The following is a 23,932-nucleotide window of genomic DNA, read 5'->3' on the forward strand; positions in this document are numbered from 1 at the left end:
GGCTCAGGCGCCGAGCGGGCGGAGGAGGGCGCGGGAAATGATATGCCGTTGGATCTCGGACGTGCCTTCCCATATGCGCTCGATCCGCGCGTCTCTCCAGAGCCGCTCCAGCGGCAGTTCCGACATCAGGCCCATACCACCATGGATCTGCAGAGCTTCATCGGTCACCATGGCTAACATTTCTGTTGCGAACAGCTTGGCCATGGCAGCGTCCTCGTCCGTCATGCTCCCCTGGTCATATTTCCAGGCAGCGTTGAGGATCAACAGCTCGGCCGCTTTGAGCTGCATCGCCATGTCGGCGAGCTTGAAAGACACGCCCTGAAACTTTCCGATCTGCTGCCCAAATTGTTTCCGTGAGCTCGCCCATTGCAATGCGAGCTCCAGGGCTCGCTCGGCCCTGCCAAGACATGTCGCTGCCACCTGCAGGCGTGTGGCGCCCAGCCAGGTATTTGCGACGTCAAAACCCTTGTGCACCTCACCGAGAATCTGGCTCGACGGTAGACGGCAATTGTCGAAGGTCAGGATGGAATTCTTGTAGCCGCGATGAGAGACATTTTCGTAGCCATCGAGAATCTGAAAGCCTGCTGTCCCGCGGTCCACGAGAAAACCGGTGATCAGCTTCTTGGGCCCTCGTGCGGTCTCCTCTACGCCTGAGGCGGCGAAGAGGATCACGAAATCGGCGATGTCCGCATGGCTTATGAAATGCTTGGTGCCGTTGATGACCCAGTCCCCACCATCCTGCACGGCCGAGCACTTCATTGAGCGGACGTCGGAGCCTGCATCCGGCTCAGTCATGGCAAGGCAATCGATCTTTTCGCCGCGGACGACGGGGAAGAGATACTTTTCACGCTGTTCGGGTGTACAAGCCATGAGGATGTTTGATGGACGAGCGACGCAGGTCCAGTGGAGCGCATAGTTTGCGCGCCCGAGTTCTTTCTCATAGAGAACCCAGGAGACCGTATCGAGGCCCGCACCACCGGCTTCCTCCGGCATGTTTGCGGCATAGAGGCCTGCCTCGATGGCTTTGGCGGTGATCTGCTCGGCAAGGTCGGGGCGGAGAATCCCGGTTCGCTCGACTTCCGCCTCGTGGGGGTAGAGTTCTTGCTCGACGAATGCCCTGGTTGTCCGGATGAGCATGTTCTGCTCGTCGCTTAGAGCGAAGTCCATAAGCCTCTCCTCATAATCTGTTGCCAGCGACGACCGGAGTGCTCGAAGGAAATGGCAGCGCCGAATCCTCTTAGCGTGGTGGCTAGCGGAACGTCTCTGTATGTCCGTCGACGGTGAGCGCCTGACCCGAAATCATTGAGGCCTGAGGCGAAGCCAGGAACAGGACCGTGTCTGCGATCTCCTGCGGGTCGACAAATCTGCGAAGGGAAGACTGACTCGCATAATCAGCGCGAACGGCTTCTGGGCTCATGCCTGTGGCCTTTGCCTGGGACGCGATGACCTGGTCCATTCGCTCTCCGTCAACAGAGCCGGGACAAATGGCGTTGACCCGGATGCCCTGGGGCCCAAGTTCGATGGCAACTGACTTGGTGAGACCGATCACTGCCCATTTTGCGGCGGCATAGGGAGTGCGATGCCCATAGCCGTAAAGGCCCGCGGTTGATGAAAAGTTGATGATGGAGCCGGATCCCTGAAACTTCATGATCGGCGCCACCTCGCGGATGAAGAGGAACTGGCTGTCGATGTTGACGGAGAGACAACGTCGCCAGTCATCATAGCGGACATCCTCGATTAATGCCGTCGGTCCCGCGATTCCGGCATTATTGACGAGAACATCGATTCCGCCCATGTCCGCGACTGCAGCAGCGACGAAGCGCTGGACCTCGGATTCTTCTATGACATCGCATCGCTTAGCCTTGGCGGCCGGATAGGTGCTTCCGAATTCCAGAACGGCGGGTTCATCGGCATCGCAAATCCATACGCGCGCACCGAGATCCAAAAAAGCGGCGGCGGTTACGCGACCGATGCCACGTGCAGCCGCGGTGACGATGACACGTAACGGGGAGCTATTGCTCATTCCACCGGTTCCGGCACGTTCATTTGACGGCCCACATTGTTTGGTTTCGGCAGGTCCTTATGAACTGCCCAGATAGCGTTCAGCGTATCGAAGATCTCCTGTCGCATAGGGGCAGCTTTCTGAGCATGTGTATCGACATGCAACAGCATTTGCTCTGTAGTGCAGAGAAGGTCTCCCGTCCGTGCATGAAACATCTGATGGAAGAAATGGAGCCGCTTTCTGTCAAATCCGAGAAGTTGCGTAGTGAAGGTAAGAGGCTCGCCGCCGGCAACTTCCTTGACGTAATTGATGTGGGTTTCAACCGTATAGAAAGACAATCCAGATGCGCGATAGTCCTCGTCATCACCAATGAAGCGGAACAATGCATCCGTCGCGTCACCGAATGCGGTGAGGTAATAGGCTTCGCTCATATGATTGTTATAATCCACCCACTGCGGCGATACGGTTGTTTCGTACAGCTTCAGCGGGGCATCGATGGAATCGCCCTTGGTCCAGGGCTTCTGCCCCCGGGCCCTATATGTCGTCGCCTCCTCGTGCGCTAGAATCGATCCGGCACCGATTTTGTGCTGCTGAAGCACGCGCATAAGGTCCACGAGAACGTCATTACGAATGGCTTCGAGTTCCCGAACGGAACGCCCCGCCGCTTGCTCTTCGCACCCTTCAATCAGCCGGCTGTTTAGAGTGTCGTTCCAGACGGGATATTTGAGATCCGTCCAGGGAAGGTCCATGGTCGGATCGAATTGCGCCATGAAATGGCGCATTCCTCCCGGACCGCCTGCCAGATGATAGGTCAGGAAGGACCCCATGAAGGCCCAGCGCAAGCCGGCCGAATAGATGATCGAATCATCGATCTGGGCCGTAGTCGCAACTCCCTTGTTGAGGATATGCAACGCCTCCCGCCACAACGCTTCCTGGAGACGGTCGCAAATATATCCTTCGATCTCTTTCTGCAGCCTCAGCACATGCATGCCGATGCGTTCGTAATAGGCTTGCGCGCGATTCATGGCGGCAACGGTTGTCTTGTCGCCGGGAACGAGTTCCACCAGCGGCAGGAGGTAGACTGGATTAAAGGGATGGCCGATGACCACGCGTTCCGGATGCCGCTTGCATTCCGATTGGAGGCGCGAAGGGAGAAATCCTGACGAGGACGAGGCGATGATGACATCAGGGTCTGCAATGGCGTCGACTTTTGAGAACAAGCCGATCTTGAGGTCCTCGCGCTCAGGTGCAGCCTCTTGGATGAACCCGGTATTAGCGGCAACCTCCTCCAGCGAGCGCGTGAAACTCAGCGTCCCGGGTTTCGAGGGTGCGGCGGGAAGAAGTTTCGACATGGCCGGCCACGCGGTTTCGATCATGCCTCGCATGCGATCTTCCGCACCCTCGGCAGGGTCGGTGGCGATGACATCTATGCCTCGGACGAGAAGCCGTGCTGCCCATCCTGCACCGATGACGCCAGATCCAATAATGCCTACTGCCTTAATGTGTGGGTCAGTCATGAAAATAACGCCTTCATCCAGACTTTTGTCGTCGGAGAACTGCTAAAAACAGAGGCCAGGCCTCCAGAGATGCTTCATTGGGGCCGTGTCACCCAGCGTCACGGTCATGTGCCCAGCAGGCTCAAAGAGGCTGCTTCAAACCCAGGATTTCTCGTGCCTCGCTGGGACTTGCCACCTTTGTTCCCAACAACTCGATGATCTTGACCGCTCGTTCGACGAGGCTTCCATTGGAGGCATAGACTCCCTTGTCCAGATAGAGATTATCTTCCAGTCCAACCCGGACATGCCCTCCAAGAAGCACCATCTGCGCCACCATCGGCATTTGCCAACGACCGATGCCGAAGCCTGCGAACACCGCGTCCTTTGGCATGAGCCCGACCTGATAAGTGGCAGTTTCCGGACCAACCGGTGCTCCCCAAGGAATGCCAAGGCACAACTGGAACATCGGCTTGCCCTCGATCAGTCCTTCTTCGACGAGTTGCTTGGCAAACCACAAATTGCCGGAGTCGAAAATCTCCATTTCTGGTTTTACGCCGTAGGATTTGATCAGCCGGGCTTGCTCGCGAAGCTGCGTTGGGGTCTGCACGACAATGCCTTGCCCATCCCCGAAGTTGAGGGAGCCGCAATCCAGGGTGCAGATCTCGGGTCGCAGCGCCTTGACATGGAGCAGGCGCTCCTCCGGTCCCACCAGGTCGGTGCCGCCGCCAAACGTCATAGGGTGTATCCCATCTCCGATGACGAGATCGCCGCCCATGCCGGCAGTAAGATTGATGATCACGTCGGTCTTGGCGGCTTTGATGCGCTCCACCACCTCCGCATAATAATCGACGTTACGGGTGCCCTTGCCGGTCTTTGGTTCCCTCACGTGACAGTGGACAATTGCTGCACCAGCACGGTGCGCTTCGAGAGCGGAATTCGCGATCTGCTCTGGTGTGACCGGAATGGCGGGGTGCTTGCCGACCGTGTCGCCGGCGCCGGTGATGGCACAGGTGATGATGACCTTTGGCGTCAACATAGGCGTCTTTTTCTCCCCTCAATAGTCGTCGTTTTGGGTTTGAGACCGGCGCGGAGCATAACGCAACAACTCTGACCGACTTGACGTTTTTCGTCATTGACTTGATCCTTTACGACAAGACCGTTCTTTGGCGACGATCGAGATCAAGGAAGCCAGTTCAAGTGAAGCGTGACATTGCCTTTGTGCTGTTTCCGAGATTTTCGATGATCGCCTTGTTTGGGGCACTGGAGCCCCTGCGCGTCGCGAACCGATTTGCAGGCCCGGTATTCTCCTGGCGTTTCGTTTCCTCGGACGGCGCGCCCGTCGCTGCTTCGAACGAAATTCCTGTCACTGCCGAGGCCAAGCTGACGGACATCGGCAGACCAGATCTGGCCCTGTTCTGTGCAAGCTATCACCCAGAGCGCAATTATACGCGCTCCGTCGTGTCTCATGTGCGGCGTCTGGCGAGGCTGGGTATCGATTTGGGAGGGGTGGACACGGGACCATTTCTACTCGGGGAGGCGGGTGTGCTGGACGGCCATCGGGCAACTTGTCATTGGGAAAGTTTGCCCGGTTTCCGGGAGAGCTATCCCGAGGTGGATGCCACTCAAACACTGTATGAGATTGATCGAGGCCGGCTCACCTGTTCAGGGGGCGCGGCGACGATCGATATGATGCTGGATTATATCGGGCGCATCCATGGGGGTGAGCTCGCCGTGAGGGTTGCCGACCAACTGGTTCACTCTCGCTTGCCTTCGGCCCCTGCAGCCGGACGGCTGCCGGCTCATGTGCGTTATCAGGTTGGTGATCAGCGACTTATTTTGATCCTTGAGGCGATGGAGCGCCATACGGAAGAGCCTATTTCTCTAGATCGGCTTGCCGCTATGGGGGGCGTCTCCCTTCGCCAGATGGAACGCCTCTTTCAGGTTCGGCTGGGAGCCCCGCCGAACCGGATTTATCGTCGCTTACGCCTGGAACATGGGGAGCATTTGCTCTCGTATTCCCGCTTAAGTGTCACCGATGTCGCCATGGCTTGTGGATTCCAGGGCCTGTCGCAATTTTCCAGGGCCTTTAGTCGACATTTTGGGTTTCCGCCATCGTCTCACCGGACAGAGGGAGATCATTGACGATACCCTTTCTGAGACTCTGCTATAAGTTTCCGTCCAGTTTGGCCGCAGGGAGAGAATGCAATGAAGATGACAGGTGAATACGCTCTCGCGGCGCCCCGTCAGGATGTATGGGCTGCGTTGAATGATCCGGCTGTTTTGAAGGAGTGTATCCCCGGCTGCGAAACCATTGAAAAGATCAGCGACACGGAGATGGAGGCGACCGCAAAAATGAAGGTGGGGCCGGTCAGTGCACGCTTTAAAGGCCGGGTTACGCTGAGTGACCTCGATCCCCCGAACGGCTACACGATCTCGGGTGAGGGATCTGGGGGGGCTGCAGGTTTCGCCAAGGGAGGCGCCAAAGTCAGGTTATCTGATGGCGCAGCTGGCGGAACGTTGCTGAGTTATGATGTGGATGCCACCGTAGGCGGCAAGTTGGCGCAGATCGGCCAGCGGCTTGTCGACCAGACCGCAAAGAAGATGGCAGATGAGTTCTTTTTGAAGTTCGCTGAGAAGGTGGGGCGCGCGCCGGCCTCCCCTATAGACGTCGCCGTCCCGTCGGCTGCCCGGCTTGACGCGGATTCGGTTTCCGCTCCCCCGGCGATGGCCTCACCCGTAGCCCCCATTGCGCCGACGACTCCGCCGGTGGCCCCCAGCGGCTCCGTGGGCACCCGCTGGGCTGCCATACTGCTTCTCGTACTCGTCGCTGTCGCCATGATCTACTATTTTCGGATGGGCGGGTCTGCGTCAGCCCCTTGACCGGCTCCAAGAACTGGCGCCACACTGGAATGGGTCTAGAAAACGGGTCCGTCTTGATCGGGCCTGTGGGTCATTCATTTGACTCGAGGCAGGGGAGTCGCTCAGAAATGTCAGAAGTAACGATGAAGGTGAACGGCAAGGCGGTCTCTGGACAGGTCGAAGGTCGCACGCTGCTTGTTGATTTCCTCCGGGTGAACCTGGGCCTCACCGGAACCCACGTGGGTTGCGATACGAGCCAGTGCGGCGCCTGCGTTGTCCATGTCGATGGGAAATCGATAAAGTCGTGCACTATTCTGGCGTTGCAATGTCAAGACGCTGAGGTGAAGACGATCGAGGGTTTGGCTCAGAACGGCGTACTGCACCCGATGCAGGAGGCATTTCGCGAGCATCACGGGCTGCAGTGTGGCTTCTGTACCCCCGGCATGATCATGGCGGCGGTCGATATCGTCAATCGACATCCGGATGGGCTGGACGAGAAGACCATTCGCCACGAGCTTGAGGGCAACATCTGTCGCTGCACAGGCTACCATAACATTGTGAAAGCCATCAGTTCAGTCGCAAATAAAAAGTCTGCACAAGCAGCTGCTTAAACAATCTGGGGGAGACGTCCAATGAATGAGAGCGGCATCGGCAAACGTGTCCTTCGCAAGGAGGATCATCGTTTCATCACTGGAAAGGGAAGATATACTGACGATATCAATCTTCCGCATCAGACATATGCCTCCTTTGTTCGCTCACCGCATGCACATGCAAACATTCTGAGCATTGATGCTTCCGCGGCTAGGGCAGCACCTGGCGTTGTTGGAGTCTTGACAGGGGACGATCTTGCTGCGGACAAGATTGGTGGCCTGATCTGCGGTTGGATGATCCATTCTAAGGACGGAACGCCCATGAAGGCGGGTCCACATCCCGCTTTGGCGCAAGGCAAAGTGCGCTATGTCGGCGACAGTGTCGCTGTGGTCATTGCAGAGACCCCAGAGCTTGCGCAGGCGGGCGCCGAACTGCTCGAAATCGCTTATGAGCCGCTCGCAGCCACAATTTCGACGGCCGGCGCGCGGACTTCATCTGCCCCGCCCGTGCATGAAGTAGCTCCCGACAATATTGTTTACGAATGGTCGCTTGGTGATTCTGAGGCCGTCGCGCAGGCTTTTTCTCGCGCAGACCATGTCACGAAGATCGATTTGGTCAATAATCGGCTGATCCCGAACGCGATGGAGGTTCGTGCGGCCATTGGCGATTATGACTCTGGGTCTGATAGCTTTACGCTTTATACGACGAGCCAAAATCCGCATGTGGCCCGTCTCGTCTTGGCGGCCTTCGTCGGCATTGCTCCGGAGCACAAGCTTCGGGTCATCGCCCCTGACGTTGGCGGCGGTTTTGGCAGCAAGATATTCATCTATCCGGAAGAGACGGTATGCGTCTGGGCCGCAAAGAAAGTGGGTCGTCCAGTCAAGTGGGCGGGTGACAGGTCCGAGGCGTTCGTGGCTGATGCTCATGGGCGAGATCACGTAACGCATGCCGAACTGGCGCTAGCCAAAGACGGAAAGTTTCTCGCTCTCAAAGTCCATACGACCGCCAATCTCGGTGCCTATCTGTCGACCTTCGCCTCCTGCGTTCCGACTTATCTATACGCCACGCTGCTCTCCGGTCAGTATGACCTACCGGCGATTTATGCAGAAGTGGACGCCGTTTACACCAATACGGCGCCGGTGGATGCCTATCGCGGTGCAGGTAGGCCTGAAGCCACTTACGTCATCGAACGCATCGTTGAGACGGCGGCGCGCGAGTTGAACATCGATCCGGCGGAACTCAGACGGCGGAACTTTATCACCACCTTTCCCCATCAGACTCCTGTCATCATGATGTATGATGCTGGCGATTATCACGCATCTCTCGAGAAGGCATGCGAGATCATCGACTATAAAGGCTTTGCAAGACGCCGGGCGGAAAGTGAAAGCTGCGGCAAGCTTCGGGGCATCGGGTTCTCAACCTACATCGAGGCTTGCGGTATCGCGCCTTCGGCAGCAGTCGGATCGTTGGGTGCGGGGGTCGGGCTTTGGGAATCGGCGGAAGTGCGCGTGAATCCCACCGGAAGTGTTGAGGTTCTGACTGGCTCCCACGCCCATGGCCAGGGGCATGAGACGACTTTCGCGCAGTTGGTATCCGACCGTTTAGGAATTCCAATCGACCAGGTCTCGATCGTTCATGGTGACACGGACAAGGTGCAGTTCGGGATGGGAACTTATGGCTCCCGCTCCGGTGCAGTCGGCATGTCGGCAATCTTCAAAGCGCTGGAGAAGGTAGAAGCCAAGGCGCGGAAGGTGGCGGCTCATGTCATGGAGGCGTCCGAAGGGGATATCGAGTTCAAGGACGGATCGTTCACTGTCAAGGGAACGGACAAGAAGATGGCATTCGGGGAGGTCGCCCTGGCCGCCTATGTCGCTCATAAATTTCCCACCAGCGAGATCGAACCGGGCCTTAAGGAAGGCGCGTTTTACGACCCTTCAAACTTCACCTTCCCAGCAGGATGCCATATTTGCGAACTTGAGATCGATCCTGAGAGTGGGATCACCAAAATCGTGAACTGGGTCGCTGTCGATGATTTCGGCGAGCTGATAAATCCAATGATAGTGGAGGGTCAGGTTCATGGCGGAATCGCGCAGGGCGTAGGTCAGGCCCTGACTGAAGGGTGTCGCTATGATCTTGAAACAGGCCAGCTCCTGACTGGATCATACATGGACTACTGCATGCCCAGAGCCGATGATTTGCCAAACTTCGTGCTTGATTACACCATCACGCGGGCACCATCTAACCCGCTTGGGATAAAGGGTTGTGGCGAAGCTGGAGCGATTGCGTCTCCCGCCGCGGTGATCAATGCCATAACCGATGCCTTGCAAATTCGCGATATTCCAATGCCGGCCACCCCTGAGACGGTGTGGCGGGCGGCGCGCGACCGTGCGCAGCGTCTGGCCGCCGAATAGGAGAGGGGACACATGTACGAATTTGATTATCATCGTCCATCGACTGCGGAGGAGGCAGTGCGGTTGATGGCGGCGGCTTCCGACGGCAAGTATGTCTCTGGCGGCATGACTCTGATCCCGACACTGAAGCAGCGTTTGGCCCAGCCGTCGGACCTGATTGACCTCGGAGGTTTGAAAAACAGCGGCATTGAGGTGACATCAGGCTCCGTCATTATTAAGGCAGGAACCATTCATGAATCCGTGGCCACATCGACTGACGTTAAGCAAGCAATACCGGCACTCGCCGAACTTGCTAGCTTGATTGGCGATCCCCATGTTCGCCATCGCGGGACAATCGGCGGCTCTGTCGCAAATAATGACCCCGCGGCCGATTACCCGGCCGCTTGTTTGGCATTGGGAGGCACGATCCACACGAACTCGCGCCAGATCGCAGCCGCGGAGTTCTTCACAGGCATGTTCGAGACGGCTCTCGATGAAGGCGAGATCATTACAGCAGTCTCGTTTCCCATTCCCGAAAAGGCAGGGTACGTAAAATTCCGCAATCCCGCTTCACGCTACGCCATGGTTGGCGTCTTTGTCGCTAAGACGCCGGGAGCGGTTCGCGTGGCGGTGACCGGTGCGGGAGCCTCTGTATTTCGGGTTGTCGAGATGGAAAATGCCTTGAGCAGCAACTTTTCACCCATGGCCTTACAAGCCGTATCCGTATCCGCCGACGGATTGAATTCTGATATTCATGCGAGTGCCGAATACCGGGCGCATTTGGTGGGTGTTATGGCGCGGCGAGCTGTCGAACGCGCAACCGGTTAACGCGCGCTCCCCATGGGTTGCATACACTGCTTGGTATATTCCCTCCAAGCAGTGTGCTTCAACTTGAGATCGGCGAAGTCCCATTTTCGTGTTGGAGGCAGTCTCCACATCCTGGGAAAACGGCTATCCGGGATAGAAGGCAGGGATTTTCAAAACTATCGTCGGCTGCGAAGAGATTGACGAAGAGCCCTGATGATTCCAACTCCCTCATCCGTTGACGAGACCCTCACCTTACTTCAGCAAAACGGTTACATCGCTGATCGTGCTCTGGCGACGGTCCTCTTTCTGTCTCTCAAGATGGGGCGCCCTTTGTTTCTTGAGGGCGAAGCAGGCGTCGGCAAGACGGAGATTGCCAAGGTCCTGGCTGCGAGCCTGAACCGCAGGTTGATCCGTTTGCAATGCTATGAGGGGCTCGATATCGCCTCGGCGGTCTATGAATGGAACTATCCTGCGCAGATGATCGAGATCCGCTTGGCTGAGGCCTCGGGCACCCTCGATCGCGAGCGTTTGGGCGCCGACATCTTTGCTGAACGTTTCCTTATCCGCCGGCCCCTTTTGCAGGCGCTGGAGCTGGCTGCCGGAGCACCTCCAGTGCTGCTCGTCGACGAACTCGACCGCACCGATGAGGCCTTTGAAGCCTTTCTTCTCGAAATCCTGTCGGACTATCAGATCAGCATTCCGGAGCTTGGTACGATCAGAGCGGAACACCCTCCGATCGTCATCATCACCTCAAACCGAACGCGTGAGGTTCACGATGCGCTCAAGCGGCGCTGCCTCTACCATTGGGTCGGCTATCCCAGCGCCGAGCGCGAGTTGGAGATTGTACGGGCTCGCGCGTCAGGAGCGTCGGCAGCCTTGTCTGCCGAAGTTGTAGCCTTCGTTCAGGCCCTCAGGTCCGAGGACCTCTTCAAGCGGCCGGGAATTGCTGAGACGATCGATTGGATCTCCGCTCTCGACGCGCTCGATCGGATTTCTTTGGATCCCACCACGATCAATGAGACCCTGGGCGTTCTGCTGAAATATCAGGACGACATCGCCCGCATGGAGGGCTCAGAAGCGCACCGCCTACTGGCGGAAGTGCAGGCGGAAATTGCTGCAAGGGCTCGTCTGTGATCGATCCCGATCCACTTGGTTCATCCGGTCGACTGGCGGAGAACATCGTACATTTCGGTCGCCTTCTGCGACGGGCGGGTCTGCCTGTCGGGACAGGACGAGTGCTGGATGCATTGGAGGCTGTCGAAGCGGGATGCCTTCGAAATCGCGAGGACTTCTATTGGGCCCTGAACGCGGTCTTGATCAGCCGGCGCGATCAGCACGAGGTCTTCGATCAAGCATTCCAAGCCTTTTGGCGAGCACCCAAGATGCAGGAGCAACTTATGGCTTTGCTGCTGCAGCAAATCGCCCGGAAGGCATCCCCGGAAAAAAGGCAGGCTGCGGCCCGACGGCTTGCGGATGCTATGTTTGATGAAGACCACACGTATGCCGCCAGGCAGGATGGCCGCGAGTTGGAACTGGATGCAAGTTTCTCGGCCTCCATTCAGGAAACTCTCCGTCGTAAGGATTTCGAACAAATGTCAGCCGCGGAGCAAGATCAGGCCCGGGCTGCGATTGCAGTGATGCGACTGAATCGGGTATCCCGACCAACCCGCCGTTTTTCCAAAAGTCACGGGGGAGCCAAGCTGGATCCTCGCAAGACGATGCGCAACACCATGCGTTCGGGCGGTCAGGTTGTGCAACTGGCCTGGCGGGATCGTGTCACACGACTGCCTCCTCTGGTGGTCCTCTGCGATATCTCCGGCTCGATGTCGGGATACAGCCGCATAGTATTGCATTTCCTGCATGCCCTCATGTCTGACCGCAACAGGGTTCATGTCTTCCTTTTCGGCACAAGGCTCACCAATATTACCAAAGAGTTGCAACGACGTGATGTGGATGAAGCCCTGGATCGAGTTTCCGGGGCAGTTGCTGACTGGTCTGGTGGTACGCGGATCGGTGCTGCGCTGCACGAGTTCAATTTTCATTGGGCTCGACGCGTGTTGGGGCAGAGCGCCCATATATTGATCATCACTGACGGACTCGAGCGTGAGGACGCGAGTTTGATGGAAACGGAGATGTCGCGTCTGAGACGACAGGCAAAACGCATCATCTGGCTCAATCCGCTGCTGCGCTTCGACCGCTTCGAAGCCCGAGCCAGCGGAATTCGGGCTATGTTGCCTTACGTCGATGAGTTCCGACCGGCGCACAACCTGCTAAGTCTGGAGCAGTTGGCCGAGGCGCTTTTCACCGGGACGGGAGCAGAGCATGATCCGCGGCGCTGGCTTAGAGGCACATGAGGACAACAATGCCGGGATCTCAAATCTTGAACGATGCCGTCCGTTGGGCAGGCGAGGGGCGGAGAATTGCTATGGCCACCGTCATTGAGACATGGGGTTCAGCCCCACAACCTGTCGGCAGCCAATTGATTGTCGATGCCGAGGGAAACTTTCTTGGCTCGGTCTCTGGAGGTTGCGTCGAGGGTGCGGTCATTACCGAGGCGCTAGAGGTCATCGAAGATGGATCCTTCAAAATCCTCGAATTCGGCGTGACCGATGACACCGCTTGGAAAGTTGGGTTGGCATGCGGGGGACGAATCCGGATCTCGATTGAAGCTCTCAAGGACACCTGATGGAAAGGTCCACGCTGACGGGCATACTTGACGCTGTCTCCCAAAGGCGAGCCGTCGCTCTGATCACCTATCTGTCTTCCGGGTGCCAGGAGCTGATCGGCCGTAGTGAGATTGAAACCCATCCATTGGGTGGCGAGCTCGATTATGCCTTCCGTTACGACAAGTCGAGCGTGGTTGCGGGTGCTAAGACCGAGATTTTTATCAATGTCTACAATCCACCCCTAAGGCTCATCATCATCGGTGCTGTGCATATTTCGCAAAGCGTGATTCCGATGGCCCAGGCCCTGGGTTACGACGTCACGGTCATCGATCCTCGGGGTGCTTTCGCGACCGAGATGCGCTTTCCCGATGTCGATCTACGGCCTGAATGGCCTGACGAGGTGCTGCCGCAGATTGGTTTTGATCCTCGTACTGCTTTGATTGCGCTGACGCACGATCCGAAGATTGACGATCCAGCACTGATCGCCGGCCTAAGAAGTGATTGTTTTTACGTTGGGGCTTTGGGTTCAAAAAGAACCCACGCAGGGCGTCTCGATCGTTTGAGGTCAGCCGACTTCTCCGATCATCAGTTGGATCTCATTCACGCCCCGATTGGCCTTGACATTGGAGCCCGCGGTGCACCGGAAATCGCAGTCTCGATCATGGCGGAGATTACGAAGGCGCTTCGTTTGGGACGCCAACAGACATGATATTTGGCGAGATCTCCATTGATCAGGCCGAGGGTGCAGTTCTCGCGCATTCCGTACGGCATGCGGAGGGGGTTTTTAAGAAGGGACGGGTGCTGACGTCACTTGATATCGCCGTGCTGAAAACGAGCGGTGTGATGCAGGTATTTGCGGCGCTCTTACAAGAGAATGATGTTCCAGAGGACGAGGCGGCGGCAATTTTGTCGTGTGCTCTGCCTGGAAGTGCTGTTGCAGTTGCAAGACCCTTTACCGGCCGGGCAAATCTATATGCTGAGACATCGGGACTCGTTTTGATTGACGAGGGCCGGCTCCGTCGCATCAACCGATTACATGAGAGTCTGACGGTTGCCACGCTCAAAGGATACGAGCTGGTCGAAAATCGTCAAATGATTGCAACAGTTAAGATTATTCCCTTTGCAACCCCGCGCCACATCCTCGACCGAGCAATTGCCATTGCGAAGGAAGGCGGCCCGGTCGTTCGGATCGCACCTTTAATGGAGCACCCGGTCGGACTTGTGGTCACGATACTGCCAGCGGGAAAGAAGTCCCTGGTGGCTAAGAGCGTGAAGTCAATTGAGGATCGCCTGTCCGCTCTAGGGTCCACGCTTAAGGCAACCCGTCTAGTAGAGCATGGCATCATACCAACAGCTACTGCCATAAAGGAGCTTCGCGACGAAGGCTGTGGACCCATCCTGATCTTCGGTGCTTCCGCCATCGTCGACCGCGGCGATATCGTCCCTGGTGCAGTGGTGGCGGCGGGGGGCACTGTCCTTCATCTCGGCATGCCGGTGGACCCGGGCAATCTCTTGATGCTCGGCCAGATTGACGGCACACCAGTTATCGGTGTTCCGACTTGTGCAAGGTCGCCTAAGCTGAATGGTTTTGACTGGGTTTTGCAACGACTCCTGGCGGAGGTGCCGGTAGGCGCCGAGGAAATCATGGACATGGGATCCGGTGGACTGCTTGCGGAGATTTCCTCCCGGCCTACCCCACGCGAGGGCGAAAGCCGCAAGGTCGCAAAGGCTCCTGTCGTGGCCAGTATTGTTCTTGCCGCTGGGCGGTCAACCCGGATGGAAGGTGCCAACAAGCTTCTTGAGCCGGTCGACGGTAAGGTGATGGTCCGGCGAGTGGTGGAAGCGGCCCTTGCGAGCAGGGCCGCACCAGTTCTAGTCATTCTCGGGCATCAATCGGAGAGGGTTCGAGCCGCATTGGCGGAACTTGATGTAATGTTCGTTGAGAACTCGGCCTTTTCTGAGGGGCTTTCATCTTCACTCAAGTCAGGCATCGCGGCTTTGCCGACCGGTGTTGATGCCGCGCTGGTCTGCTTGGGTGACATGCCCTTCGTTACAGCCTCTCATCTTGACCGACTGATAGCAGGCTTCAGCCCCTCGGACGGTCGATCGATTTGTGTCAGCGTTTCGCAAGGCAAGCGGGGGAACCCGGTTCTATGGGGCGCAGATTATTTTTCGGACATTCAGGAGCTTCGCGGAGATATTGGGGCTAAGCACCTCATGAGCCGCTATGCGAGCGAAGTTTGCGAAATTGAGATGGATGATGCGGTTCTAATCGATCTGGATACGCCGGAGGCCCTTGCCGCTTCCGCAAGCCGAGCTGTTGGAAAAACCTAGGCCAGAAGTCCGAGCGCCTTGAAACTGGCATGCCCCTCACGCCCCACAATGATGTGATCATGGACGACGAGGCCCAGCTTCTGACCCGCCTCGACGATGAATCTTGTCATCTCGATATCCGCCCGTGACGGCGTCGGATCCCCCGAGGGATGGTTGTGGACCAGGATCAATCCACTCGCTCCCAGCTGGAGCGCACGCTTGACCACCTCCCGAGGATAAACCGGTGTGTGATCAACGGTACCGCGCTGTTGGACTTCATCCGAAATCAGGCGGTTTTTTTTATCAAGAAACAGGATGCGGAACTGCTCGTCCACCTCGAACGCCATCGCGGCCCGGCAATGCTTGAGAACCGCAGACCAGGCAGACAATATTGGTCGTTGAACAGCTGCGCCAATGGAGAAGCGTAGGGCCACTGCTTGCAGCACCTTAAGGTCGGTGGCAATACTCTCCCCAACCCCCTTGACTTCCATTAAGCGCTCCGGCTGGGCCCCCAGCACCTCGGCGAAAGTCCCGAATTTTTCGATTAACGCCTTTGCCACAGGTTTGGTGTCGCGTCTCGGCATGAATCGGAAGAGCACGAGCTCCAACAGTTCATAATCGGCGAGACTATCTGCGCCCTTGTCTCTGAACCGATCCCGCAAACGTTCGCGATGACCCACATAGTGTGGTGCCTGCGCGTCCTCCAGCCCCCCGGCCATGCTGTGCGCTCCGAATGAGTTTCCGGAAATCTATCCGACTTTATAGGGAGGACAATGCAGGCCTTTAGGGGAAAGTGTAAAGATCTCACAGCCTGTCTCGGTGACGCCCACGGAATGCTCGAACTGGGCTGAGAGCGATCGATCTCTGGTTACAGCGGTCCACCCGTCGGCCAGAATCTTCACGTGTGGTCTTCCGAGATTGATCATGGGTTCAATCGTGAAGAACATTCCAGGTCTGAGAATGATTCCCTCTCCCGGGCGCCCATAGTGCAGAATATTAGGCATGTCGTGAAACACGCGGCCGAGTCCATGGCCGCAAAAATCCCGTACGACGCTGCAGCGCTCGGCTTCCGCAAAACTCTGGATGGCGTGACCGATATCCCCGGTACGGGCGCCGGGCTTTACCGCAGCAATGCCGCGCATCAGGGAATCATAGGTGACTTCTATCAACCGCTCCGCTTTGCGCGAGACCTCACCTACGCCATACATGCGGCTTGTGTCCCCGTGCCAGCCGTCGACCACCAAAGTCACATCGATATTGACGATATCCCCCTCCTTGAGAGGCCGGTCCCCCGGGATGCCGTGGCATACCACGTGATTAACCGACGTACAGATAGACTTGGTGAAGCCGCGATACTGCAGCGATGCCGAGATAGCGTTATGGTCGCGGGCGAACTCGAGGGCCATTTGATCGAGAACAGCTGTGGGGGTGCCGGGGGTCACATATTCTGTCAACATATCGAGCGTCTCGGCAGCTATGCGTCCAGCTCTGTGCATGCCGCTAAAGGCTTCCGATCCATGTATTTTGATTTGGCCGGTATTCAGGGCCGGGGCTGTTGCGGCATCGACATAACTGATCATCTAACTTTCCCTAAGCACCCGCTCTGTCTTCAAAATGTGATTTCCGGTTCGCAATGGCAACGGGCGGTCAATCACTATCTCGTCCAGATTGATTCTACATGAATAAACTAGGCACTCAACGCCTGCCATACATGCCGAGGTGAATGCTCTGGAATAAGCAGGATCGAGGTCGGAAGCGATGGCCATCGTCTGGCAGTCGTCCCGCTGGATCAGGTAAAAGAGAACTGCCCGTGCGCCTTCTTGAGTAGCGGCAGCAAGCTCGTTGAGGTGCTTTGCTCCGCGCGCCGTTACGCTGTCCGGAAATTCCGCAAGACCGGGAACTCGCGATAAATGAACGTTTTTGATTTCGACGTAGCAAGGAGGTCGGTGGCTGCTGGTCAGCAACAGGTCGATCCGGCTGTTGAGGCCATATCGGACTTCGCGCAAAAGGCCGTCATATCCCGAGAGTTCAGGGATCTGTTGCGCGCGGATGGCTTCCTCCACAATGCGGTTGGGGTTAGTGGTACTTACTCCCACCATCACCGGCCTTTCCCCAGCAAGCTCAAGCAGCTGCCAAGAATAGGGCAGCTTTCGTTTGGCGTCTTCGGATCGGGAGACCCAAACCGTCGCACCTACAGGCATCAGACCCAGCATCGAGCCTGGATTGGCACAATGAGCAGTGATGAGTTCGCCCGTTTGAAGCTGGATATCGGCCAGGAAGCGCTTGTAGCGGCGGACGAGCCTGCCACGATGCAAAGGGGCGGGGAGTTTCATGACGAGGGACCGTAAAGTTGGCTAAGCAAACCTTCAAGCGCTTGATCCATCATGCGCAATCTGTTCCATGGGGGTGAAAGTGGGAGCGCAAGCATGAAGATGCCTTTGATAACAGCGGCCGTATTGGTCATTGGCGACGAGATTCTATCCGGCCGAACCAAGGACAAGAATCTTGGATACATAGCGGAATATCTTACCCGCATCGGCATCGATGTCGGTGAGGCGCGAGTGGTAGCAGACGTCGAGGAAGATATTGTCGCGGCGGTGAATGCTCTCCGAAATCGCTACACTTACGTGTTCACCACCGGCGGGATCGGTCCCACTCACGACGATATCACGGCGGATGCCATTGCGCGCGCGTTCGACGTTGAGATCTCCATCAACCAGGCCGCGGTAGATATGCTTCTGGAGCGAATGCGGCGTGAAGATCTGAACGAGGCTCGATTGCGTATGGCTCGCATTCCGCACGGCGCCACTCTGATTGCCAATCCTGTAAGCAAGGCTCCGGGCTTCCGGATCGGCAATGTTTTCGTCATGGCTGGGGTCCCCTCGGTTATGCAGGCCATGCTCGACCAAGTTGCTCCAACTTTGGAGACTGGGACGCCGCTGCTTTCGGCTACCGTTGAGGTGCGTGAGAAGGAGGGCGATGTGGCGGCGCCCCTGCGCCAGATACAGGAAGAACACGGAGAAGTTCAGATTGGCTCCTACCCTTTCTACGAGGGGGAGGTGTATGGCACACGGATCGTAGTCCGCGGACGCGATCAGCTGCAAGTCGATGGCGCCACTGAGGCGGTGTATCTCATGTCTGCAGAGTTGGCCGCAAGGCGCAGCAGCCTCACCCTTGCCGAGGACAGCGAAGCAGCCCATAAGACCCGATGAGCGGACGTGGCGAAACCGGTAGACGCACCGGACTTAAAATCCGTTCCCCGCAAGGGGGTGGGGGTTCGAGTCCCCCCGTCCGCACCAAGTCTAAATACGATAACTTTTTCAGTCAGTTAGGGGATCGTCGGACGAAAAAGTGTTACTGAGGAACGGGAGGGATTGTGAGCATCTGTTCTAGGGTTGATCTGATGCAAATTGATCACATTCGCGTGATGAGGAAATGAAGCTCGATGGACAGAGTCCTAGTGCACTGCTGACCGACAGTGTGTCTTTGGATATAGGGGTATGCCGCTGCGTCATACCGACCTAGTCGCGATACAAATTTAATCGAGCGGCTGCCGCTCGCGTCTCTTACCTCAGAGCCCTTCCCCCTGCATGGAAACAGTGAGTAGGCAAGCATTGGAAAATTTCATGGTTTCCGAAGCGTCATAACGCGTCTTGCCCAAGTCGAAACGACCATAACAGACCTCGTATGCGCGTTCGGACAAGAGCTGATCCACCTTATTGAGAGGACTGCGAGGGTGGAGACAAACTCCGCGCAAAACTAGCAAAAACGGACCAGCGTCAACGCAAAATCAGGGACTGTAAACGCTTTCGCCGCGACGCCAACTCCACTTCTTTTGTAAACCGATGAACATGCTCAGAAGTTAAGGTGTCTTATATAAATATATATTTGCAAAATAATTAATATTAGGAGAAAATATTGCTCTTTTAATTGGGTGCCCGATGGCTCGAAAATATGTTCGCCTTTCCTTAATCCAATGGGCGCAGGTGCGCGCCAGATGGGAAGCTGGAGAAAACACTCTCGAAGAGCTCTCGGCCGAATTCTCGGTCAGTCGGAGGGCCGTTCAGGCGCATTTATCGAAGCACGGCGTCGTTAAGGGCGCTGCAGCAGCAGAGATCGCGGCATCCGTCAGAGAGGAAGTTTTCTCGGAGTGCCTGGACAATCACGATCTAACATTGAGCCGAGCGAGATCCACTCGGGAAGCTGCCTACGCGCACGCACTTACAATTGAAAATTTAATAATGACGCAGCTCAAGCTCGCTTCAGATCCATCTCAAGTTGCGAGGGCGAGCGCTGGTGTTCGGATGCTTGTTTCCGCTGCGGCTGGCTTGGAAAGGCTGCACGAACTCAAGTACCGGGCGTTGGGGTTGGAAAAAGCCGATCATCTCCAAGACCAGCTTCCGGAAATCATTATACGAGATCTGTCACAAGAAGAAATCACCGAGTTGCAAGCAGCCGAGGAGGGGGATGACGATCTTGAATCAGGTCTCGTTGAACCTTTATGTTCGGAGGATGACGTCATCGTCGAACTGTAAGATTGCGCATACAATGCACCCATCGCCGGGGTTAAGCGCAATTGGGGTCGACACTTACCAAAGAGGAGAAGTCTTAGAAATTGTGCATCAGGTTGACCCCCCGGCGCTCTCTGTCGGCAACCAAAATTTGAAGGCGCATTTCAGCTATCTCATTTTTTGTTGCCGCTTTGCGCCACATTTCCGCCGTTCCAGCTAGCGTTGATGTTGACCGAAAGCGGACGTTGAAGTTGGACGCTTCTAAAGCTGCAGCCCGACGCCAGCGGTCGGGCTGAAGGCCCAAATCATCCTTCTGAGAGCGGCAAAGGTGGAAGACCAAGCTCCTGCAAGAATGTGTTGTGCTGCGCTGTCGCTTCGCGAACCTGCTTCTCGATGTCGACCAAGTATTTATGGGCAGCGACCAGATCGATTTCGAGTTCCTCCTCGGCCGTGCTGATGTAACGTGAGATGTTGAGGTTGTAGCCCTCTGCAGCGATACGTTCCATACTCACGCGCGTGGAATAACGGTCCTCTTCCGTGCGGAACTGGTAGGTCGAGACGATCTTACCTATATGATCCGGCGTCCCATTCTTGCCATCTCCCAATTTGTTTTGGCGCTTGTCCTTTAGGAAAAGCTCTGCCGCGTTGATGAGGAGTACGTCGTCCGGCTTCTTGCACTTCTTCAGAACAAGGATGCAGACCGGGATGCCGGTCGAGTAGAACAGGTTCGCAGGCAGGCCGATCACCGTGTCGATGTGACCATCCTTCAGCAACTTGGTTCGGATACGCTCCTCTGCCCCTCCTCGGAACAGCACGCCGTGAGGGAGGATGATGGCCATCACACCTTCATCCTTCAGATAGTGAAAGCCGTGCAGCAGAAAGGCAAAGTCCGCGGCCGATTTGGGCGCCAGCCCGTAGTTCTTGAACCGCACATCGTCGCCCATCGCCTCAGTCGGTTCCCAGCGGAGGCTGAAGGGCGGGTTGGCCACGATGGCATCGAAGGAGGGCTTCTTGGCGGGGTTCAACTCGCGCAGAATGTCCCAGTCATTGTTCAGCGTGTCGCCGTGGTAGATTTCGAACTCCGTGTCCTTCACGCCGTGCAACAGCATGTTCATGCGGGCGAGGTTGTAAGTGGTGATGTTCTTTTCTTGCCCGTAGATTCTGCCGATGCCGTGTGGACCCATGCGCTTGCGCACGTTCAGCAGCAACGAGCCTGAACCGCATGCGAAGTCGAGCACACTGGCGAGCCGCTCCTTCTTCCCGGTTGCGGGCTCCTGGCTGTCGAGCGTCACAATCGCGGATAGGATGTCTGACACCTGCTGCGGGGTATAGAACTCGCCCGCCTTCTTGCCCGAACCGGCGGCGAATTGGCCGATCAGATATTCGTAGGCGTCGCCCAGCGCATCCACATCCGAGGAGAAGTCGGCAAGCCCTTTGGCGATCTCGGTGATGATGGCGCAGAGTTTGGCGTTGCGATCAGCGTACGTCCGGCCGATCTTCTCAGAGCTGAGATTGATTTCCGAGAACAGCCCACCAAACGTGCTCTGGAACGACTCGTTTTCGATGTATTTGAAGCCCGCCTGCAGGGTGTTCAACAGTTCGTCGTTCTGGATGCGCGCCATGTGGGCGATGCTGGTCCAGAGGTGTTCCGGCTTGATAACGTAGTGCGCCTTAAGACGCATCTGCTTTTCAAAGGCCACCACATCATCGGGGTTCTCCGCGTACCAGACAGATAAGGGCGAGCGCCCGCCATTGCCGATCGCGTTGGGATCTGGGTAGTCGCGCCCGAGCTCCTTCTTCGCGGCCATCTCATAGTTGTCAGAGAGGTAGCGCAGGAACAGGAAAGACAGCATGTAATCGCGGAAATCGTCGGCGTTCATCGCGCCGCGCAGCTGGTCGGCGATGTTCCAGAGCGTTTTGCCCAGTTGTTTTTGGTTATGATCGTTCATTGTGCAGGTGCTTCCTCGGGGGCGGGCGCAGGCGCCAGGGCTGCGGACTGGGTGGCGACAACGCCTGGCAAGGCGAACTCAAACCGCGTGATGAACTCGCGCAGGATGCGGCGGAAAAGTTCCTTGTTGTCCTCGCCCATTTCAGTGGGTTCATGGATGGCATAGGCGCCGTGGCTCAGCAGGTGGAGAGCACGGCTGAACAGCGCCCGATCTTCTTCGTTGTCGAGCGCCTTCAGGCAGAAGGCCATGCTTGGGTGACCGAAGAAAGAGGCTGTTTTCTCCATGACGCTGCGCAAAGCGTTGAAGTGGAAGGTGTAAAGCTTCCCCTTCTCGGGATCGGCGGCACGCTGCAACTCGGCTAAAGTGGCGACGTGGTGAAAGAAGGGCGTATCCTCCGTTGCCTGAAGCGTATAGGCGCCGTCGCCGTTAGGGCGATGCAAGAAATAGCGCTTGTGGGTGACCTTAGGCTCGCCGTCGGTCCGCCTGCCCACTTCGTTGCACATGACGTTGAAGAACAGCGCGTGGTGGGACGAGAAGATCACCCTGATCGGCGCGGGTGCACCGTCGACATTCTTTCGCGTTGCTGCGCGGCGGAGGAGCTTGGCCAGGTCGCAGGCCACGGAAATCGCGTTGTTGTCATCCAGCGACGAGATCGGGTCGTCGATGTAGAGATATTTCTTCCCTTGATAGGATTCATGCCCATCCAGCATCCGTTCGCAGATGGCCATGAAGATGCACCAGATGAAGATGTTCTGCTCGCCGCGCGACACCTTGATGTTAGGAACGCCGTCCTTTTCGAAGCTAACGAAATCGGGTTTGGCGACGGTCTCGTTGCCCTGCTGAACCTCTTTGTATGTGAAGTCGAAATCGAAGTCGGCGTATCGGGAAAGATACTGAGCAATCGTTTCGTCCAACGCGAGTTCGGTCATTGCGTTGAAGAAGGACGACTTCTCGTTCAACTGCAGGCGGCGCATGCTGTCGCCTTCGAGGTCGTTTTCCCAGACGAACAGATCCTCGGTAAAAGCGTTGAAATAAAGCGTGTCGGGCGTCCCGGTCAGGTTCTTCTTCGTCTTGCGCTTGCCTGCGTCCTTGAACTCCATCGACAGGCGCGTCTTGCCGGTGCGGTTATAGGCGTAAATCAAGAGCAGTGAGATGGGCTTCGTGGGGTTGTTAAGGTCGTCACGAAGCCGCGCTACCAGCGACTTTAGGGTCTTGTACTTGCTCACGCGTCATCCTCCCCGACGGACGGGAAAAGCTGCTGCATCAGCCCCTTTTTGTGGGTCTTGAGGGTGTCAAGCTTTTCGGTCTCGGCGGCGATGAGGTTGTCGAGGGAGGTCAGACAGTCGGCGATGCGCTTTTGCTCGGGTTCTTTAGGGAGCGGAATCGGGATGCTGTCGAGCTTAGCTTTGTTCAGCTTGGGCTGGGCCATTCCCGTGATGAAATCATCTAGCTTGATCGAGTTGAGATAGACTTCAACGAATTTCTGAGTGAAACCATTCTTGAATCGCAGGGCATGCGCATGGTTGTTTACCCAAGTCTTTCCGGAGATGGCGAAAGCAATTGGGTAGGTTCGAGCGAGAAGATTTGCGCCGTCTTCCGAAACACACAGCAGATCTTCGTCAAAGATATAGCCGTAAACATAATCAACAATGCCAGAGGCACCGTAGTACGGCACGCTACCAGCAACGCGGTCGCCAGAAGTTATCGGAACCCGCTTACTGTCGAGATTCTCGGCTACTTTCCCGAGAGGCTTCACCCCCCACTCCCCGGTTCCCTCAAACTCGGGGAAGCGGAGGCGGGGTTGGGTTTCGCCTTCCTGCGGGAATAGCTGCTGGATCAGGCCCTTCTTGTGAGCCCTCAAGGCCTCCACCTTACGCGCCTGCGCCTCAATCAGCGCGTCCGCAGAGTCCAGACATTCGGCGATCTTTTGCTGCTCGGACAGGCTTGGCGTGGGAATTTCGACGCCGAAGAACGTCTCTTTGCTGATGTTTAGCAAACCGTTGCTACGTGCGCCGCTGGTGATGTGCCTCTTGAGTTGCTTTCCGTGCTGGTTCTGTTCAAAGCAGTTCTGAAAGAACCCGTTTGAATAGCCTTCCTTCAGGCGGAAGGCGATGAACACATTTGGGACAGCGACCCGCCCCCATCCCTCCAGCAGGTATATGCAGCCTTGAGGGAATTTGAGCGAGTTCCCCTTGTTGAAAACAAAGTCGCCATCCCGGACCAGCGTGTAAAGCTGATACTGGTTGCCCGAGATATCCCTGCTGTCAACGGCGGAGCAATTCCAGGCCACTGCGGCGGAGTAAAAGCAGGCCACTTGCGTGAGGGTGCGCCGAAGCAGAGAAGGGTCC

At 56.8% G+C, this 23,932-nt stretch carries 21 protein-coding genes, 1 tRNA gene and 2 pseudogenes; 14 read left to right on the top strand and 10 right to left on the bottom strand.

Going from position 1 to position 23,932, the window contains the following annotated elements; all coding sequences use genetic code 11:
- Window positions 1-3: 3 nt before the first annotated feature.
- The 4 genes from FKM97_RS24840 to FKM97_RS24855 form a co-directional block, all read right to left on the bottom strand.
- Window positions 4-1,167, bottom strand: coding sequence for an acyl-CoA dehydrogenase family protein (locus FKM97_RS24840; protein WP_144295155.1), 1,164 nt, complete (start codon window positions 1,165-1,167; stop codon window positions 4-6).
- 82 nt (window positions 1,168-1,249) lie between these two features.
- Window positions 1,250-2,023, bottom strand: coding sequence for an SDR family oxidoreductase (locus tag FKM97_RS24845; protein ID WP_144295156.1), 774 nt, complete (start codon window positions 2,021-2,023; stop codon window positions 1,250-1,252).
- Complete coding sequence (locus tag FKM97_RS24850) at window positions 2,020-3,519, bottom strand: 3-hydroxyacyl-CoA dehydrogenase NAD-binding domain-containing protein (protein ID WP_144295157.1); 1,500 nt, start codon at window positions 3,517-3,519, stop codon at window positions 2,020-2,022. Before FKM97_RS24850 ends, FKM97_RS24845 begins: the two co-directional genes overlap by 4 nt.
- Before the next feature lie 121 nt (window positions 3,520-3,640).
- Window positions 3,641-4,534 carry a beta-keto acid cleavage family enzyme gene (locus FKM97_RS24855; protein ID WP_205015300.1) on the bottom strand — a complete coding sequence of 298 codons (894 nt, stop codon included), beginning with the start codon at window positions 4,532-4,534 and terminating at the stop codon, window positions 3,641-3,643.
- Between the two features lie 161 nt (window positions 4,535-4,695).
- On the opposite strand from FKM97_RS24855, the gene FKM97_RS24860 reads away from it, so the two are divergent.
- The 11 genes and pseudogenes from FKM97_RS24860 (at window position 4,696) to FKM97_RS24905 (ending at window position 15,145) form a co-directional block, all read left to right on the top strand.
- Window positions 4,696-5,640, top strand: coding sequence for a GlxA family transcriptional regulator (locus FKM97_RS24860; protein ID WP_144295158.1), 945 nt, complete (start codon window positions 4,696-4,698; stop codon window positions 5,638-5,640).
- A gap of 63 nt (window positions 5,641-5,703) precedes the next feature.
- Window positions 5,704-6,138 (top strand): annotated as a pseudogene (locus tag FKM97_RS27115) (SRPBCC family protein); the annotation flags it as partial.
- 347 nt (window positions 6,139-6,485) lie between these two features.
- On the top strand, window positions 6,486-6,968 hold the full coding sequence (locus FKM97_RS24870; protein WP_144295160.1) for a (2Fe-2S)-binding protein: 483 nt from the start codon (window positions 6,486-6,488) through the stop codon (window positions 6,966-6,968).
- A 21-nt stretch (window positions 6,969-6,989) separates the two neighbouring features.
- A complete protein-coding gene (locus FKM97_RS24875; RefSeq protein WP_144295161.1) occupies window positions 6,990-9,359 on the top strand; it encodes a xanthine dehydrogenase family protein molybdopterin-binding subunit in 2,370 nt (789 codons plus the stop codon).
- A gap of 12 nt (window positions 9,360-9,371) precedes the next feature.
- Window positions 9,372-10,166 carry an FAD binding domain-containing protein gene (locus FKM97_RS24880; protein WP_144295162.1) on the top strand — a complete coding sequence of 265 codons (795 nt, stop codon included), beginning with the start codon at window positions 9,372-9,374 and terminating at the stop codon, window positions 10,164-10,166.
- Between the two features lie 192 nt (window positions 10,167-10,358).
- Entirely contained in the window at window positions 10,359-11,279 is a 921-nt protein-coding gene (locus tag FKM97_RS24885; protein ID WP_144295163.1) for an AAA family ATPase, read from the top strand.
- Window positions 11,276-11,512 (top strand): annotated as a pseudogene (locus FKM97_RS27325) (VWA domain-containing protein); the annotation flags it as partial. The gene FKM97_RS24885 and the pseudogene FKM97_RS27325, both read left to right, overlap by 4 nt.
- A 30-nt stretch (window positions 11,513-11,542) precedes the next feature.
- Window positions 11,543-12,499 carry a vWA domain-containing protein gene (locus FKM97_RS24890; protein WP_246105262.1) on the top strand — a complete coding sequence of 319 codons (957 nt, stop codon included), beginning with the start codon at window positions 11,543-11,545 and terminating at the stop codon, window positions 12,497-12,499.
- A gap of 8 nt (window positions 12,500-12,507) precedes the next feature.
- The gene (locus FKM97_RS24895) at window positions 12,508-12,831 is read left to right on the top strand and encodes an XdhC family protein (protein ID WP_428977943.1); all 324 of its coding nucleotides are present in this window, start codon (window positions 12,508-12,510) and stop codon (window positions 12,829-12,831) included.
- Entirely contained in the window at window positions 12,831-13,520 is a 690-nt protein-coding gene (locus FKM97_RS24900) for an XdhC family protein (protein WP_144295166.1), read from the top strand. Before FKM97_RS24895 ends, FKM97_RS24900 begins: the two co-directional genes overlap by 1 nt.
- The gene (locus FKM97_RS24905; RefSeq protein WP_144295167.1) at window positions 13,517-15,145 is read left to right on the top strand and encodes an NTP transferase domain-containing protein; all 1,629 of its coding nucleotides are present in this window, start codon (window positions 13,517-13,519) and stop codon (window positions 15,143-15,145) included. The genes FKM97_RS24900 and FKM97_RS24905 overlap by 4 nt, the downstream gene beginning before the upstream one ends.
- Here the strand turns inward: FKM97_RS24905 and radC are convergent.
- Genes radC through sfsA form a run of 3 tightly spaced genes read right to left on the bottom strand, consistent with a single transcriptional unit; the run spans window position 15,142 to window position 17,457 of the window.
- Window positions 15,142-15,843: a RadC family protein gene (gene radC / locus FKM97_RS24910; RefSeq protein ID WP_144295168.1), complete on the bottom strand. Its 702-nt coding sequence runs from the start codon at window positions 15,841-15,843 to the stop codon at window positions 15,142-15,144. The two genes, FKM97_RS24905 and radC, sit on opposite strands and share 4 nt — an antisense overlap.
- A 30-nt stretch (window positions 15,844-15,873) precedes the next feature.
- Window positions 15,874-16,701, bottom strand: coding sequence for a type I methionyl aminopeptidase (gene map / locus FKM97_RS24915; RefSeq protein WP_144295179.1), 828 nt, complete (start codon window positions 16,699-16,701; stop codon window positions 15,874-15,876).
- Window positions 16,702-16,704: 3 nt separating this feature from the next.
- Complete coding sequence (gene sfsA / locus FKM97_RS24920; protein ID WP_144295169.1) at window positions 16,705-17,457, bottom strand: DNA/RNA nuclease SfsA; 753 nt, start codon at window positions 17,455-17,457, stop codon at window positions 16,705-16,707.
- A 93-nt stretch (window positions 17,458-17,550) separates the two neighbouring features.
- Here sfsA and FKM97_RS24925 point away from each other — a divergent pair, with 93 nt between their 5' ends.
- The 3 genes from FKM97_RS24925 to FKM97_RS24935 all read left to right on the top strand — a co-directional run bounded on the left by FKM97_RS24925 (window position 17,551) and on the right by FKM97_RS24935 (window position 19,659).
- Window positions 17,551-18,336: a competence/damage-inducible protein A gene (locus FKM97_RS24925; RefSeq protein WP_428977944.1), complete on the top strand. Its 786-nt coding sequence runs from the start codon at window positions 17,551-17,553 to the stop codon at window positions 18,334-18,336.
- Window positions 18,337-18,423, top strand: a tRNA-Leu gene (locus FKM97_RS24930). It begins immediately after the preceding gene.
- 642 nt (window positions 18,424-19,065) lie between these two features.
- A complete protein-coding gene (locus FKM97_RS24935; protein WP_144295170.1) occupies window positions 19,066-19,659 on the top strand; it encodes a hypothetical protein in 594 nt (197 codons plus the stop codon).
- A 281-nt stretch (window positions 19,660-19,940) separates the two neighbouring features.
- Here the strand turns inward: FKM97_RS24935 and FKM97_RS24940 are convergent, their stop codons facing one another.
- The 3 genes from FKM97_RS24940 to FKM97_RS24950 all read right to left on the bottom strand — a co-directional run.
- Window positions 19,941-21,584, bottom strand: a complete 1,644-nt coding sequence (locus FKM97_RS24940) for a type I restriction-modification system subunit M (RefSeq protein ID WP_144295171.1) — start codon at window positions 21,582-21,584, stop codon at window positions 19,941-19,943.
- Window positions 21,581-22,810: an ATP-binding protein gene (locus FKM97_RS24945; RefSeq protein ID WP_144295172.1), complete on the bottom strand. Its 1,230-nt coding sequence runs from the start codon at window positions 22,808-22,810 to the stop codon at window positions 21,581-21,583. The genes FKM97_RS24940 and FKM97_RS24945 overlap by 4 nt, the downstream gene beginning before the upstream one ends.
- A partial coding sequence (locus FKM97_RS24950) for a restriction endonuclease subunit S (protein WP_144295173.1) occupies window positions 22,807-23,932 on the bottom strand: 1,126 nt, incomplete at its 5' end. The genes FKM97_RS24945 and FKM97_RS24950, both read right to left, overlap by 4 nt.

It is taken from the genome of Rhodoligotrophos appendicifer, from assembly GCF_007474605.1.
Taxonomy (GTDB): Bacteria; Pseudomonadota; Alphaproteobacteria; order Rhizobiales; family Im1; genus Rhodoligotrophos; species Rhodoligotrophos appendicifer.